This window comes from Amycolatopsis sp. NPDC059027, assembly GCF_042739735.1.
Lineage (GTDB): Bacteria > Actinomycetota > Actinomycetes > Mycobacteriales > Pseudonocardiaceae > Amycolatopsis.
Window position 1 is genome coordinate 41,650 of the sequence record NZ_JBHYIK010000047.1, and the last position, 12,645, is coordinate 54,294.

Here is a 12,645-nt window from a genome sequence, read left to right on the forward strand (position 1 = left end):
TCAGATGAGGTTGGCGCGCTTGTAGAACCAGGTCGACGCCCTGGTGAGCAGCCCGGCGGAGTTGAGGAACTCCATCAGGCCGGCACAGCTCGAGCGCATCAGCGACTTGTGGTGCTCGTTCGCCTTCGCCTCGCGGAGTGCGCGCTTGGTGTCGAGCCCGGCGTTGGCGTACACCTTCTTGTTCACCATGCTGGTGACGATGAAGTACGACGCGATCGCGACCACCAGGCCGTTGATCTGGCGGCGCAGCTTGCCCGCGCCCTCCAGGCGGGCCTTCGTCTCCTCGCGGGCGAACTTCATGTGCCGCGACTCTTCGACGACGTGGATGTTGTTGATGGTGCGGACGAAGGGGGCGACCCGCTCGTCCCGCATCCAGTCGCGCTGCATGACGTCGAGGACCTCTTCGGCGACCAGGATCGCGGCGTAGGCGGCCTCGCCGAAGGCGATGGTCTTGAACGCGCGGCCGAGCTCGACCACGACCCGGGTCGGGCGGTACGCGGGGGCGCGCAGCTTCGCGGCGCCGCGCGCGAACATGATCGAGTGACGGCACTCGTCGGCGATCTCGGTCAGCGCCCACTGGAAGGCCGGGTCGGTCGGGTCCTTGGCGTAGAAGTCGCGCAGCACCATCTGCTGCAGGATCATCTCGAACCAGATGCCGGTGCTGGCCACCGACGCCGCCTCCTGGCGGGTCAGCTCGCGCTGCTGCTCCGGCGTCATCTCGGCCCAGTAGGACGTGCGGTACAGCGTGCTCCACTCGGGGCTCGCGCCGTGGTCGGCGGTGTCGAGCGGGGTCTCCCAGTCGACTTCCTTGGCCGGGTCGTAGGACAGGGTTTCCGAGGACTGCAGCAGCCGGCGCGCGACGTCGTCGCGGCCGGGGTCCTGCGGCGCTGCGTGGTCCCGTGCGATGCTGCTGGTCATGGAACGCTCCCTGAGCGAAGTGGTGACGTTCTAGGTGTTACTTCAGGTAACGTTACTCGAAGTCACACATACTTCGCGAGTGGCCTAACGGGAGTGTGACGCAGGTCACAGGAGTGCTGAAGGACGCCTTCAGTGCGTTGAGCGCGGTGAAGGACGCTTTCAGTGCGCTGGATGCACTAAAGGCGTCCTTCAGCTCGGCACTGGGGCAACGTCCGCGACCGGGCCGCCGCGGGCGAACCACTGCGGCGGACCTCGGCGGCGAACAGGCGTTCCTGCTCCCCGGCGTCGCGATATCCCGAGGTCAGCCCGATCGGCAGGCCGTCAACCCACAGTGCCCGCGTGCGTGCCTCGGTGAAGGCAGCGCGCGTCGCCGGGGTCAGCCCGGTGAGGTCCTCGGCGGGGAACCGGGCCGCGAGCGCCCACTGGCACGCGACGTGCCGGGCGCGCCGCGGCGCGGTCAGCCAGGCGAGCGGCAGCAGCAGGACGGCGAGCCAGCGGGTGAGCAGCCGGTACCCGGGGTCGCGACGCCGTCTGCTCACCGGAGCGAGTCGAGCGCGGCGGTGGTCGCCTGCGCTACGAGCTTGTCGTCGTACTTGGCGTCCTTCGCCTTCTTGTCGGAGAAGACCACGAGCACGATCGGGGCGCGCTCCGGCGGCCAGAGCACGGCGATGTCGTTGCGGGTCCCGTAGTCGGCGCCGCCGGTCTTGTCGGCGACCTGCCAGCCCGCGGGGGCGCCCGCGCGGATGAGCGCGTTCCCGGTGGTGTTGGCGCGCATCATGTCGGTGAGGATTTTGCGCTTGTCTTCGGGCAGCGCGCCGCCGAGGACGAACGCGCGCAGGCTGCCCGCGAAGGCGCGCGGGGTGCTGGTGTCCCGGATGTCGCCGGGTGTGGCCTCGTTGAGGTCCGGTTCGATCCGGTCGGCGTGGGTGGTCGTGTCCCCGGCCCCGCGCAGTGCGGTGGCCATTCCCGCCGCGCCGCCGATTTCGCGGAACATCAGGTTGTCCGCGGTGTTGTCGCTGTAGCGCAGGGCGGCGTCCATGGCCGCGCGCAGCGAGATGGCCGCCGTCGGCGCGGTGCCGAGGTTCTGTTTCGTGATCGGCGAGTTGGGCACCAGGTCGTTCGTGCCGTAGGTGACCTTCCGCTCCAGTTCCCCGACCGGAATCTTCTGCAGCAGGGCGCCGGAGCTGAACACCTTGTGCGTGGAGGCGTAGGCGAAGCGGTCGTCGGCGTGGTAGCCGACTTCGCGGCCTGTCGCGGTGTCGACCGCGTAGACGCCGAGCCGGGCGTCGAAGGTGCGTTCAAGCTGCTCGAACGCCGCCGTCTGCTGCGTCGTGGCCGCTTGCTGGGCCGACGGCGGCGCGGGAGCGGGCGTGGTCTGGGGAGCGGAGCAGGCCACCAGCGGGATGAGGGTGAGCGCGGTGAGGGCCACTCGCCGGACAGGGGAAATCGCCACGGGAATCCTTTCGTCAGCGGGATGTCCGCAGTCTTCCCCGTTCGGCTCATGCTGTCCAAGACAGAAATGAGCAGTTTGATGCCAAAATCGCATAGAGTGAGGTGGTGGATCTCGTCGGCAGCTGCAAGGCGTTCGTGAGTGTGAGCGAGACCGGGAGTTTCACCGCGGGCGCCGCGGTCGCCGGCATTCCCCAGCCGGTCGCGAGCCGCCGCATCGCCGCGCTCGAACAACGGCTCGGCGAGCGGCTGTTCGACCGCTCCACGCGCCGGGCGCGGCTCACCCCGTTCGGCCGCGCGATGCTGCCCTCGGCCCGACGTCTCGTGCACCTGGCCGACGCGATGGAACACGACGCGAAGCTGGCCAAGCTCCAGCCGCTGCTGGTGGCCGTGCCGGAGACCTGTCCGACGCGCGATCTCGCCGAACTCGGTGCGGAGGCTCGTGCGCTGGAGATCTTCCTCGAGTTCCGTTCGGCACCACCGGGCGAACGCGCCGAACTCGTCCGGAGCCACGAGGTGCGGGCCGCGATCACGGCGGTCCCGGCCGAGGACGCGGTGTGGGTCGTCCCACTCGGCCTGGCCGGGGTCGCGAAGCCACAGGCGGCCACCGTCCATCTGGAAACGCTGCGTGCCGGGCGGTCCGGTTCCCCGCGGCGCCGGGTCTGGATCCAGCCCGAGGACGACGTCCCGCACGTCCGGGACAGGGTGTTGCGCGTCCGTGACGCGGTGGGCCTGCGACCCGCGCAGGTGGCCGTCGCCGACTCGCTGACCTCGGCGGCCGCGAGCGTCCTCGGGTCGGCGGATCTGCTGCTGTGCTCGGCGGAGCAGGCTCGCGAACTCGGGCTACAGTGGCGGCCGATCGGGGAGATCCGGCTCGCGCGCGGTTTCGACGTGACGGCGGGCTTCGGCGAGGACGCCGACCACCTGCGCATCCGGTTGCGGGAGGGGGTCGCGCGCTGTCTCGGCGCGCCGGGGAAGGAAGGGGACGGGTGATCGCGGAAGGCCTGATCCGGCAGCTGCGGGCCGAGCTGGACGACGGCGGGCTGCGCGGCTCCTTCCTCGTCCGCGACCTGCGGTCCGGGACCGAGCTGGGGATCGACCCGGATCTGCAGTTCCCGATCGCCTCGCTGGTCAAGGTCCCGCTCGTGCTCGCGACCCAGGAGCGGATCCGCCGAGGTGAACTCGACGGCGCCACCCCGCTGGAGGTCGCGCCCGGCAAGAACACGACGCCGGGGCCGACCGGGCTGACCCGGTTCCGGCATCCCGCCCGCATCGCGATCGACGATCTGCTCTACCTGTCCGTCGCGATCAGTGACGGCACTGCGGCCGACGCGTTGTTCGAGCTGACTCCGCCCGCCGAGGTCACGCGGATGCTCGGCGAATGGGGCCTGTCGGGCATTTTCGTGCGGCATCTGGTCGGCGATCTCCTCGACACCCCCGCCGAGCGCTTCGAACCCGCGGACGTCGACCTGGCCCACGCGCTGGCGATCGGCGCCGTGACGGCCGGGCAGGGGCACCGGATCGCCCAGCTCGACGTCACCCGCGCGAACGCGGGCTCGGCGCGGTCGTTCGTCGACCTGGCGCAGGCGTTGTGGACGCCGTCCAAGATCGACCCGGACGTCGCCGAGCGCGTGCGCGAGCTGATGGGCCTCAACCTGCTGCGCCACCGCCTGACCCCGGACTTCGCCTCCGACGCCGCGCGGTGGTCGTCCAAGACCGGGACCCTGCTGAACCTGCGGCACGAGGTCGGCGTCGTCGAGCACGCCGACGGCCAGGTGTTCGCCGTCGCCGCGCTCACCGAATCCCGGGTGCCCGCCGGTGTTCAGCCCGAAGCGGAGGTGCTCATGGCCCGCGTCGCGCGGACGCTGCGCGATCACCTGCGCGGCGGCGCGGCCTGATCCCATGTCTATCCACAAAGGACAGACGGTGGCCGCCGGGACGCGCGGAACCGGCCGCGCGACCCGTCTTCCGGCTCTCGCCGCGGTCGCCTGTGTCGTGGGATTCGTGACGGTCTATTTCGGATTCGTCTGGACCCATCGCGGGCAGGCGCTCGAATTCGCCGTGCTCCAGCGCGCGCCGATGTCGCCGGAGACGCCGTCCGTGGTGCGTGCCACGTTCTGGCTGGACCACGTCAACGAGTACTCCGTGGGCGCGGTGCTGCTTCTCGTCGTGCTCGTCGGTCTGCTGCGCCGTCGTCCGGCGCTCGCGGCCGCCGGCACGGCGGTCATCGTGGTGACCGCGGCGCTCGACCGGATCCTGGTGCGCTGGGTGCTCGTCCGCCCGAACCTGGTCGACGATCCGGCCAATCCCGACAACAGTTTCCCCAGTGGTCACGTCGCGATGGCGACCTCGGCGCTGCTCGGCCTGCTCATCGTCGTGCCGCCCGCGTGGCGCGGGGTGACCGCGCTCGTGGGCGCGGTGCCGGTCCTCGGCGTCGCGGAGATGACGATGACGCTCAGCTGGCATCGGCTCAGTGACACCGTCGGCGGAAATCTGCTCGCCCTCGGCGTCGCGTGCTTCGGGGTGGCGGCGCTCGTCCGGCGTGGCGGGGCTCGCGTGCTCACGCGCCGCGAGCGGCTGCTCGGCGGCCTGCTCGGGATCGTGCCGTTGCTCGGCTACGGCGTATGGACGGTGGCGCGCGTGGCAGGGGAGCCGCTCTTCCCGGTCGCGGGCGCCCTCGCGACGGCGTTCAGCACGCTGACCGTGGTGATCTTCCTTGCCGTGCTCTTGCGGGCGGAACCTGCGGCGACCACCCGCGCCTGAGTCCTTCGGCGAGTCTTGGGTGCCCCTTGGGGCAAGTACTTGACTGAGAGGAAAGTGACTAGGTACTTTCCTTGGAGGAAAGAGCTTCTGGTCAAGAAAGAACAGGGGAGGCAGTGATGACCGAGAAACCGTCCGCCGAAGAGGCGGCGAACGCGTTACGCGGGATCGACCGGCGGAAGGCCCAAGCGGTCGGCGCCGCCCAGTACGGGGCGCGCTGGGTCGACGTCGTGTTCGGGGTGGTGTTCTTCCTGTACATGGCGATCACCGACTTCCTGCCGGACGCGGTGGCGTGGAGCAATCTGGTGCTGGCCGTGCTGGTCGTCGGCTACGTGGTGGCCAAACGCACCCGCCGCGGCGGGGCGCTGCTGGGACACGGCGCGCGGCTGGACCGGCGGGCGATCCCGCCGAGGTCCGTGTTCATCGGGCTGGCAGTGGTCGCCGTGGGATGCGCGCTGTCGATCACGGTCGCCATGCTGCAGCTGAACGTCCCCATTCCCTACCTGCGGACCGGTATGGGCGCGGTGCTGGGACTCGCGCTGATCCTGTTCGGGCGCAAGCTGAACGACGCGCTGGTCGCGCTGGCGCGGCGCGGTCCTCGCCAGGGAGGGCCCGCCGATGGCCGCTTCTGACCTGGACCCGCTCCTGCTGGATCCGACCCGGCTGTCCATCGTGGCCCTGCTGGGCGCCACGAAGTGGGCCGAGTTCGGCTGGGTGCGCGACGAGGTCGGCCTTTCGGACTCGGCCCTGTCCAAGCAGATCACGAACCTGGCCAAGGCGGAGTACGTCGAGGTCAAGAAGGGCTACGTTGGCAAGCGCCCGCGCACCTGGCTGAACCTGGGCCAGGCCGGGCACGAGGCGCTGCGGGCGCATGTCGCGGCGCTGCACCGGATCGTGGCGCAGGCGGAGGAGACGGGCAGCGCGCACCACGCGGAAGAACCGCACTGAGCGGTTCCCGCGTGGCCGCGCCACCCGGTCAGGCCCGGGGCTTCGCGGTGAAGTCGATGTCCGCGGTGGTGACCGTGCCCGCCGTCCGGCCGGGCGCCTCGTGGTACTGCCAGTACAGGTTGGTGTGGGCGATGACCTTGTCCGGCGGCGGGGCACCGTAGGACGTCAGATCCTCCGTCGTGTGGGCATCGCTGACCAGTGTGGCGTCGTAGCCGCGGGTGATCGCCCCGTGCAGGGTCGAGCGGACGCACTCGTCGGTCTGCGCGCCCGCCACCACGAGCGCGCCGACGCCGCGCGAGGCGAGCACGGACTCCAGTTCGGTCTCCTCGAAGGAATCGCCGTATCTCTTCTGCACCACCGGCTCGGACTCGCGCCGGACGAGTTCGGGCACGTACTGCCAGCTCTCGCTGTCCCGGACCAGGTTCTCGTTGTTGTGCTGGATCCAGACGACGTCGACCCCGGCCGCGCGTGCCTTGTCGACGAGGGTGCCGATGTTGGCCACGACGGTGTCCCGCTCGTGCGCCCCTTTCATGACGCCGTTCTGCACGTCGATGACGAGCAGGGCCGTGTTCGGCCGGTCCGCGAGTGTGGTCATGCCGCTGCTTCCTCCCAGTGTGGATCCTGCTCCGGGCATGCTAAGCCGCACCACCGACATTTTCGCCGTCCAGGAAGGCTCGCGCGGTGAAGGCGATCCATTCGGGGTTGTCCCAGGTGCTCCAGCGCGCGCGGGCGGCCTCGTCGATCGTCGCGATGACTTCGTCGTCACCGGTGCCCTCGGCGCGAAGGCGGCCGACCTCGTCGCGGACGTACCGGAGGTGGTCGCGGGTTTCGACGACGACGGACGTGTTGGTGACCTCGCCGTGGCCGGGGACGACGACGGCCGGATCGAGGGCGAGCATCCGGTCGAGCACCGTGAGCCACGCGCCGGGGTCGGCGTCGGTGTCGTGCGGGGGAAACCAGGGAACGAGCGGGAACATGCGGGTCTCGGCGAGGTCCCCGGCGAACAGGACGCGGTCGTCGACGGACACCACCTGGTCGCCCGCGCTGTGTGCCGGGCCCCAGCTGTGCAGCACCGCGGTGTGCTTGCCGAGGTCGATCTCCGCCAGGTCGCCGTCGTAGACGACGTCCGGCTCGGTCAGTTCGACGTGTTCGAGTTCCGCGGCGATGGCGGGGCCGAAACCGCTGAACATGCCGAGGTACGACGCGCCCTTGCGGCGTAGTTCGTCGCGCTGCGCGCGGTTGCCGATGATCGTCGCGGCGCCCTTGAACGCCTGCGCGCCGAAGCCGTGTTCGGGATGGAAATGCGTCGTCGTCAGGTAGAGCGGCTTGCCCCCGGCGAGCCGCCGGGCCTGGTCCAGTACGTATTCCCCGTTGCGCGGGCCCAATCCGGTGTCGACGACCAGCGCCGCGCGGGTGCCGACCACGATGCCGACGTTCGGGACGAGCGGCACGCGGTTGTCGGGGATCACGAAGACGCCGTCGGAGACTTCGACCGGCTCGCCGCGCACGATCGGCTCCGGCGCGCGGTGTACTTCCGGCAGTGCGGTCTGGTTCCCGGTGCTCATGTCTCGGTTCCTATCTGATCGGTGTTCAGATTACTTCCCCAACGTAGCACCAATCTGAACACTGATAAGATCGAGGCATGGTCGGACGGAGTTATCACCACGGTGACCTGCGCGCCGCGTTGCTCGACGCGGCGGAGTCCCTGGTGCGGGAACGCGGTGCCGAGGGCTGGTCCCTGCGCGAGGTCTCGGCCAGGGTCGGGGTCAGCCCCAGTGCCGCCTATCACCACTTCGAGTCGCGCGACGCACTGGTCCGCGCGCTGTCCTGGCGCGTGCTCGCCGGGCTGGGCGAGCACCTGAGCCGCGTCGCGGGGCGTGCGCGCGGGCAGCGCGAGGATCCGCGGGCGCGCTTGATCGCCGTCGGCCGCGGCTATGTTCGCTGGACGCTACGGGATCCGTCGGTCGCGAGCCTCGTGTTCGGGGCGCACCGGGGCGAGCCCGAAAACCCGGTTTCCCCGCATCCGCACGACGTGCTCGTCGAAGAGCTGGACAGGCTCGTCGACGCCGGCGGCCTGCCCGCGTCGTCGCGCCCCGGTGCTGAGTTCGTCCTCTGGCCCGCCATGCACGGGCTGGCCGCGCTGCTCGGTGACGGGCTGATGTGCCTCGACGGCCCGCGTGACGTCGACAGCCAGGCCGAACGGCTCATCCGGGCCGTCCTCGCCGGCTTGGCGGCGGAGCCGCCCCGAACCCCGGATCGGCCACGAGTCCGGTCCGCGCACACCGAACGGCTCGCGAAGCGGAAGTCCTAGCCGCCACTCGCGCGGAACCTGTCGAGGATCCGGCGGTCCCGCTTCGTCGGCCGTCCGGCACCCCGTTCGCGGCGCGCGACGGGTACGGACGCCTCCGGCGGCGGCGCGGGCGTCCGGTCGATGAAGCACGTCGCCGCGTCGGCCGCCCCGACCCGTTTCTGGATGACCCGGGCCACCTCGACGATCCGGGTGGTGCCGTTCAGGTGGGCGCGTACCTCGTCACCGGGTGACACCGTCGTCGCCGGCTTGGCGGGCCGGTCGTTGACGCGCACGTGCCCGCCCCGGCACGCGGCGGCGGCGTCGGGCCGGGTCTTGACCAGCCGCACCGCCCACAGCCAGCGGTCTACGCGAGTGGACTCCACAACAGGTCATCATGACTCATCGGCGCGGGCCGCCGGGCCCCGGTCCGGCTTACCCCCGCGCGTCGGTTGTCCAGACCCATTGGTCTGGACCTATCGGGCAAACCCGGCCGCTCCGGTTTCGGCGGCGAACTTTCGTCGGTGTTTGGGGAATGGTGCGCGGGAATCGACTTTCGAAGGTACCGGGGGATCACTCGATCGAGTGACGCTAGGGGCGTCCTGATTCCACTCAGCAGCGGCTTCCCGCCGCGGAATCGAGTGATCGATGAAATTGGTTCGTTTCGCCATGACCCTTGCCGGCGCGACGCTCGCCCTCGCCGGAATGGCCCCGGCGGCTTCGGCCACCGAACCCTCCGGCGCCCAGCCCGCCATCATCGGCGGCCAGTACGCGAGCAACGCGCCGTGGGCGGCCCGGATGTTCGTCGACGGGCGGCAGGCCTGCTCGGCCACGATCATCGCGCCGACGTGGATTCTCACCGCCCGCCACTGTGCGGAGGCGGGCAATTCCTATTCCTTCCGGGTCGGCAGCCTCGACCAGACCACCGGCGGCACCGTAGTCAACGGCGTCGACGCGGTCATCAATCCCGAGGGCGCCGACCTGGCCCTCATCCAGCTCGACCAGAGCGTCCAGGCCACGTATTCACCGCTGGGCACCGAAAACGACGTCAACGTCGGGCAGACCGTGCAGGTCTACGGCTGGGGTGCCACCAGCCGCTGCGGCTCGGAGATCAACTGCCAGTCGCGCCTGCTGAAGTACGCCAACGTGAACGTCGACTCGGTCAACTCGAGCGACGCCTTCGGCGGAGTCGCGGTGCAGGCGACCTACGGCGACGGCATCACCGCGGGCGGCGACTCCGGCGGTCCGATGATGGGCAACGACCGCCAGGTCGGCGTCGCCTCGACGAGCGACCGGCAGAGCGTCACCAACTACACCAACATCACGCAGTACCGCTCCTGGATCCAGCAGGTCGCGGGCGTCTGACCGGCTTCGCTACGCGTGTCGTCCGGTTCCCGGGACGGGGACCGGACGACACTCCGGTTTGACCTTCACATCGGTGGTAAGGCCTAGCCTGCCGGTATGAGTTCTCACGTCGTGCAACGCAATGGCCGGGCGGCCACCGCGGCCGAACTGGCGCCGCTGGCCTTCGCGGGCTACGCCCATTTCACCGCCATGCAGGTGCGCGGGGGCGGTGTCCGTGGTCTGGACCTTCATCTGGAGCGGCTGCGCGCCGCCTCGCTGGAGATGTTCGGCCACGCCTTGCCGGACGAGCACGTGCGGTCCTGCCTGCGGAAGGCGGCCGAAGCCGGTCCGGCGGATCTTTCGCTGACCGCGGTGGTGTATTCGCCGTCGGGCGAGTTCGTCCACAGTGGACCCGAGCCGGAACTCGACATCCTGGTCCGCACCGGGGAGGCGGCGTCCGGTCCGGCCGGGCCGCTGGCACTCGCGGCGGTGGAGCACGAACGGATGCTGCCCTCGGTGAAGCACGTCGGCGAGGTGGCCAAGACGTATTTCCTCCGGAAGGCGATCGAGGACGGTTTCGACGACGCCGCGTTCCTCGACCGCCGGGGACGGCTCGGCGAGGCCACGATCTGGAACCTGGCCTTCTGGGACGGCACCGCCGTGGTGTGGCCCGAAGCCGCGGTACTGGGCGGGATCACGATGGGCATCGTCCGGCGGCAGCTGGAGAAGCTCGGGGTTCCCCAGCGCGTCCGGGAGGTCACCCTCGCCGATCTGCCGACGCTTTCCGGTGCCGTGGTCATGAATTCGTGGACCCCGGGAGTCGCGGTCCATCGGCTCGGATCGGTGTCGCTGCCGGAGGCACCGCCTTTCCTGGAAGCGCTTCACCGCGCATACCGGGCGGAGCCCTTCGTCGCGTTCTGAGAGCGCCTGGATCCAGTGCCCTTCCGGAGATCGCTACGCTGGGGGTCCGTGGTGTCGGGCGGCGGTAGGGAGCGGATTCGTGAGTGCCGATGGGCAGCGTGCGCCGGAAGCGCCGGGCGCGGTCGACTTGGACCGGCCCAGCACGGCCCGGATCTACGACTGGTATCTGGGCGGCAAGAGCAACTACGCGGTCGACCGCGACTTCGGTGAGCGGGCCGACAAACAGTTCCCGCTGATCAAGCCGCTGGCGATGTCGAACCGGCAGTGGCTCGGCCGGGTGGTGCGCGCCGCGCTGGACGCGGGGATCACCCAGTTCCTCGATCTGGGATCCGGGGTGCCGACCGTCGGGAATGTGCACGAGATCGTCCGGCGGCACGCGCCGGAACTGGACGAAGCACGCGTGGTGTACGTCGACTACGAGCCGGTCGCGGTCGCGCATTCGGAGCACATCCTCGACCAGCAGGACGCCAGGGGCTGGGCGGGGATCGTCCGGGCGGATCTGCGCGAACCGGACGAGATCTTCGAGCACGAAACCACGGAACGGCTGCTGGACCCCGAAAAGCCGTTGTGCGTGCTGATGGTGTCGGTGCTGCACTTCGTCGGCGGCGCGGACAACGTTCCGGGCATCATCCGCCGGTATCGCGAGCATCTGGCCCCCAGCAGCTGGCTGGCGATCAGCCACATCACGACCGACGACGCCCCGGCCGAGGGCGCGGCTCAGATCAGCGCGCTGGCGGAGTCCTACCGCAACACCCAGAACCCGGCCTGGCTGCGCGGCAAGGCCGAGTTCACGTCCTGGTACGACGGGTTCGACCTGGTGGATCCGGGCATCGTGCACCTGACCGACTGGCGCCCGGACAGCCCCGAGGTACTGTTCCCGATCTTGCAGCGCGACGCGGTCCGCCCGTTCTACTGGGCGGCGGTCGGCGAGGTGCCGCGCGCCTGAGGCACCCGGGAATCCCACCAGGCGAGCACCCTGGTCGCGGACAGCGTCAGCCATTTCGACGGTTCCCCGGCGGGGGCGTCCACCTCGAACCACACCCGCCCGGGGTGCCTGCGGGCCTGGAGCCAGGTGCCGTCCGGCTGCCGGGCGGCGCGGATGAGGTCCATCGCGCCGGCCACGCGCGGATCCGGGGCCGTGCCGTCGACCAGTGAGGCCTGACGGAAGTACTCGGCGGCGTTGAGGACGCTGTAGAACCAGCGGAACGGATAGGCGAAGCTGGTCACCCATGGTGCCACCGGTTCGCCGGTCGAGAGACGGCGGAACAGCCCACGCCGTAAGAGATATTCCTCCCCGGAGTGGCGGGCGGCGCGCGTTGCGTCCGTGCCGCCGGCCGCGGCCTCATAGGCCAGCAAACCCTTGAGGGTGTTGAGCGTCGAAGGAAAGGACGAGCGCGTCGAGCCGTCGATCCACGCGCAGTTCCAGCCGCCGTCGGCCAGCCGGTGTTCGAGGAACCAGTCGACAACGCCGGTGACGTCGGCGCCGAGCCATACGCCGTTCGCGACCGTCCAGGCGTTGACGCAGCAGTCGACCTCGCCACCCCAGTACGGCAGGTGGTCGTATTCCCAGCGGCTGTTCTCGGCGAGAAGTTCGGCCGTCCGGCGCTCGCGGAGGACGGCGGCGTCGAGGCCCCATTCCCGCAACGAGTTGAGTGTCCACGTCGTTGCCGTCCACGGCTGTCCGGCGCCTTCGGCGGCTTCCGGACCGTGAAAGTCGAAGTCCGCGGGGAAGAACGCGCCGCCCGCCCACTGGCCGTCGGCGTCCTGGAGTGCGAGGAGACGCGCGCCGAAGCCCTCGGTCGCGATTCTCGTTCGCGTGGCTTCCCATACTTCGGTGGGCGCGTGCGCGAGATCGCGTTCGACCTGCCAGCGTAAGGCCGGATCGGAGTCGCGAAGCCAATCGAGCAGGGCGCTGGTGACCATGGGACGACATTAATGCTCCCGATACGCCCCGACGAGTGCGCGCGGCCTGCCGATCCGTGAAGGATTCTCCGTCGAACGGGCATATTCGGTGGCCG

16 protein-coding genes are annotated in these 12,645 nt (G+C 70.2%); 9 read left to right on the forward strand and 7 right to left on the reverse strand.

The window, feature by feature from the left end; translation table 11 throughout:
- From ACFWY9_RS29055 to bla, 3 genes are all read right to left on the reverse strand, one after another.
- Complete coding sequence (locus ACFWY9_RS29055) at positions 1 to 918, reverse strand: diiron oxygenase (RefSeq protein ID WP_378322935.1); 918 nt, start codon at positions 916 to 918, stop codon at positions 1 to 3.
- 176 nt (positions 919 to 1,094) lie between these two features.
- Positions 1,095 to 1,457 (reverse strand): hypothetical protein, encoded by a 363-nt coding sequence (locus tag ACFWY9_RS29060; RefSeq protein WP_378322934.1) that lies wholly within the window; start codon positions 1,455 to 1,457, stop codon positions 1,095 to 1,097.
- Complete coding sequence (bla, locus tag ACFWY9_RS29065; protein WP_378322933.1) at positions 1,454 to 2,371, reverse strand: class A beta-lactamase; 918 nt, start codon at positions 2,369 to 2,371, stop codon at positions 1,454 to 1,456. The genes ACFWY9_RS29060 and bla overlap by 4 nt, the downstream gene beginning before the upstream one ends.
- A gap of 104 nt (positions 2,372 to 2,475) precedes the next feature.
- On the opposite strand from bla, the gene ACFWY9_RS29070 reads away from it, so the two are divergent.
- From ACFWY9_RS29070 to ACFWY9_RS29090, 5 genes are all read left to right on the forward strand, one after another.
- Entirely contained in the window at positions 2,476 to 3,360 is an 885-nt protein-coding gene (locus tag ACFWY9_RS29070; RefSeq protein WP_378322932.1) for a LysR family transcriptional regulator, read from the forward strand.
- The gene (locus ACFWY9_RS29075) at positions 3,357 to 4,265 is read left to right on the forward strand and encodes a serine hydrolase (RefSeq protein ID WP_378322931.1); all 909 of its coding nucleotides are present in this window, start codon (positions 3,357 to 3,359) and stop codon (positions 4,263 to 4,265) included. Before ACFWY9_RS29070 ends, ACFWY9_RS29075 begins: the two co-directional genes overlap by 4 nt.
- 28 nt (positions 4,266 to 4,293) lie before the next feature.
- Positions 4,294 to 5,130: a phosphatase PAP2 family protein gene (locus ACFWY9_RS29080; protein ID WP_378322930.1), complete on the forward strand. Its 837-nt coding sequence runs from the start codon at positions 4,294 to 4,296 to the stop codon at positions 5,128 to 5,130.
- A 116-nt stretch (positions 5,131 to 5,246) separates the two neighbouring features.
- Positions 5,247 to 5,759, forward strand: a complete 513-nt coding sequence (locus ACFWY9_RS29085) for a hypothetical protein (RefSeq protein WP_378322929.1) — start codon at positions 5,247 to 5,249, stop codon at positions 5,757 to 5,759.
- The gene (locus tag ACFWY9_RS29090; RefSeq protein WP_378322928.1) at positions 5,746 to 6,075 is read left to right on the forward strand and encodes a winged helix-turn-helix domain-containing protein; all 330 of its coding nucleotides are present in this window, start codon (positions 5,746 to 5,748) and stop codon (positions 6,073 to 6,075) included. The genes ACFWY9_RS29085 and ACFWY9_RS29090 overlap by 14 nt, the downstream gene beginning before the upstream one ends.
- Before the next feature lie 28 nt (positions 6,076 to 6,103).
- Here the strand turns inward: ACFWY9_RS29090 and ACFWY9_RS29095 are convergent, their stop codons facing one another.
- Complete coding sequence (locus ACFWY9_RS29095; protein ID WP_378322926.1) at positions 6,104 to 6,670, reverse strand: cysteine hydrolase family protein; 567 nt, start codon at positions 6,668 to 6,670, stop codon at positions 6,104 to 6,106.
- A 40-nt stretch (positions 6,671 to 6,710) separates the two neighbouring features.
- Positions 6,711 to 7,640: an MBL fold metallo-hydrolase gene (locus tag ACFWY9_RS29100; protein ID WP_378322925.1), complete on the reverse strand. Its 930-nt coding sequence runs from the start codon at positions 7,638 to 7,640 to the stop codon at positions 6,711 to 6,713.
- A gap of 77 nt (positions 7,641 to 7,717) precedes the next feature.
- Between ACFWY9_RS29100 and ACFWY9_RS29105 the strand changes: the two genes are divergently transcribed.
- Positions 7,718 to 8,386, forward strand: coding sequence for a TetR/AcrR family transcriptional regulator (locus tag ACFWY9_RS29105; protein ID WP_378322923.1), 669 nt, complete (start codon positions 7,718 to 7,720; stop codon positions 8,384 to 8,386).
- Here the strand turns inward: ACFWY9_RS29105 and ACFWY9_RS29110 are convergent.
- The gene (locus ACFWY9_RS29110; protein ID WP_378322922.1) at positions 8,383 to 8,748 is read right to left on the reverse strand and encodes an RNA-binding S4 domain-containing protein; all 366 of its coding nucleotides are present in this window, start codon (positions 8,746 to 8,748) and stop codon (positions 8,383 to 8,385) included. The two genes, ACFWY9_RS29105 and ACFWY9_RS29110, sit on opposite strands and share 4 nt — an antisense overlap.
- A gap of 262 nt (positions 8,749 to 9,010) precedes the next feature.
- Here ACFWY9_RS29110 and ACFWY9_RS29115 point away from each other — a divergent pair, with 262 nt between their 5' ends.
- The 3 genes from ACFWY9_RS29115 to ACFWY9_RS29125 all read left to right on the forward strand — a co-directional run bounded on the left by ACFWY9_RS29115 (position 9,011) and on the right by ACFWY9_RS29125 (position 11,573).
- Positions 9,011 to 9,727 carry a S1 family peptidase gene (locus tag ACFWY9_RS29115; RefSeq protein WP_378322921.1) on the forward strand — a complete coding sequence of 239 codons (717 nt, stop codon included), beginning with the start codon at positions 9,011 to 9,013 and terminating at the stop codon, positions 9,725 to 9,727.
- A 96-nt stretch (positions 9,728 to 9,823) separates the two neighbouring features.
- Positions 9,824 to 10,627, forward strand: coding sequence for an aminotransferase class IV family protein (locus tag ACFWY9_RS29120; RefSeq protein ID WP_378322919.1), 804 nt, complete (start codon positions 9,824 to 9,826; stop codon positions 10,625 to 10,627).
- A 79-nt stretch (positions 10,628 to 10,706) separates the two neighbouring features.
- On the forward strand, positions 10,707 to 11,573 hold the full coding sequence (locus ACFWY9_RS29125) for an SAM-dependent methyltransferase (RefSeq protein ID WP_378322918.1): 867 nt from the start codon (positions 10,707 to 10,709) through the stop codon (positions 11,571 to 11,573).
- On the opposite strand, the gene ACFWY9_RS29130 is transcribed toward ACFWY9_RS29125, so the two are convergent.
- Positions 11,537 to 12,550, reverse strand: a complete 1,014-nt coding sequence (locus ACFWY9_RS29130) for a squalene cyclase (protein WP_378322917.1) — start codon at positions 12,548 to 12,550, stop codon at positions 11,537 to 11,539. The two genes, ACFWY9_RS29125 and ACFWY9_RS29130, sit on opposite strands and share 37 nt — an antisense overlap.
- Between the last annotated feature and the right edge of the window lie 95 nt (positions 12,551 to 12,645).

Coding starts and splice junctions, on each gene's coding strand:
- ACFWY9_RS29120 (WP_378322919.1), top strand. CDS start 9,824: ATGAGTTCTCACGTCGTGCAACGCAATGGCCGGGCGGCCACCGCGGCC.
- ACFWY9_RS29090 (WP_378322928.1), top strand. CDS start 5,746: ATGGCCGCTTCTGACCTGGACCCGCTCCTGCTGGATCCGACCCGGCTG.
- ACFWY9_RS29130 (WP_378322917.1), bottom strand. CDS start 12,550: ATGGTCACCAGCGCCCTGCTCGATTGGCTTCGCGACTCCGATCCGGCC.
- ACFWY9_RS29105 (WP_378322923.1), top strand. CDS start 7,718: ATGGTCGGACGGAGTTATCACCACGGTGACCTGCGCGCCGCGTTGCTC.
- ACFWY9_RS29055 (WP_378322935.1), bottom strand. CDS start 918: ATGACCAGCAGCATCGCACGGGACCACGCAGCGCCGCAGGACCCCGGC.
- ACFWY9_RS29085 (WP_378322929.1), top strand. CDS start 5,247: ATGACCGAGAAACCGTCCGCCGAAGAGGCGGCGAACGCGTTACGCGGG.
- ACFWY9_RS29115 (WP_378322921.1), top strand. CDS start 9,011: ATGAAATTGGTTCGTTTCGCCATGACCCTTGCCGGCGCGACGCTCGCC.
- ACFWY9_RS29095 (WP_378322926.1), bottom strand. CDS start 6,670: ATGACCACACTCGCGGACCGGCCGAACACGGCCCTGCTCGTCATCGAC.
- ACFWY9_RS29100 (WP_378322925.1), bottom strand. CDS start 7,640: ATGAGCACCGGGAACCAGACCGCACTGCCGGAAGTACACCGCGCGCCG.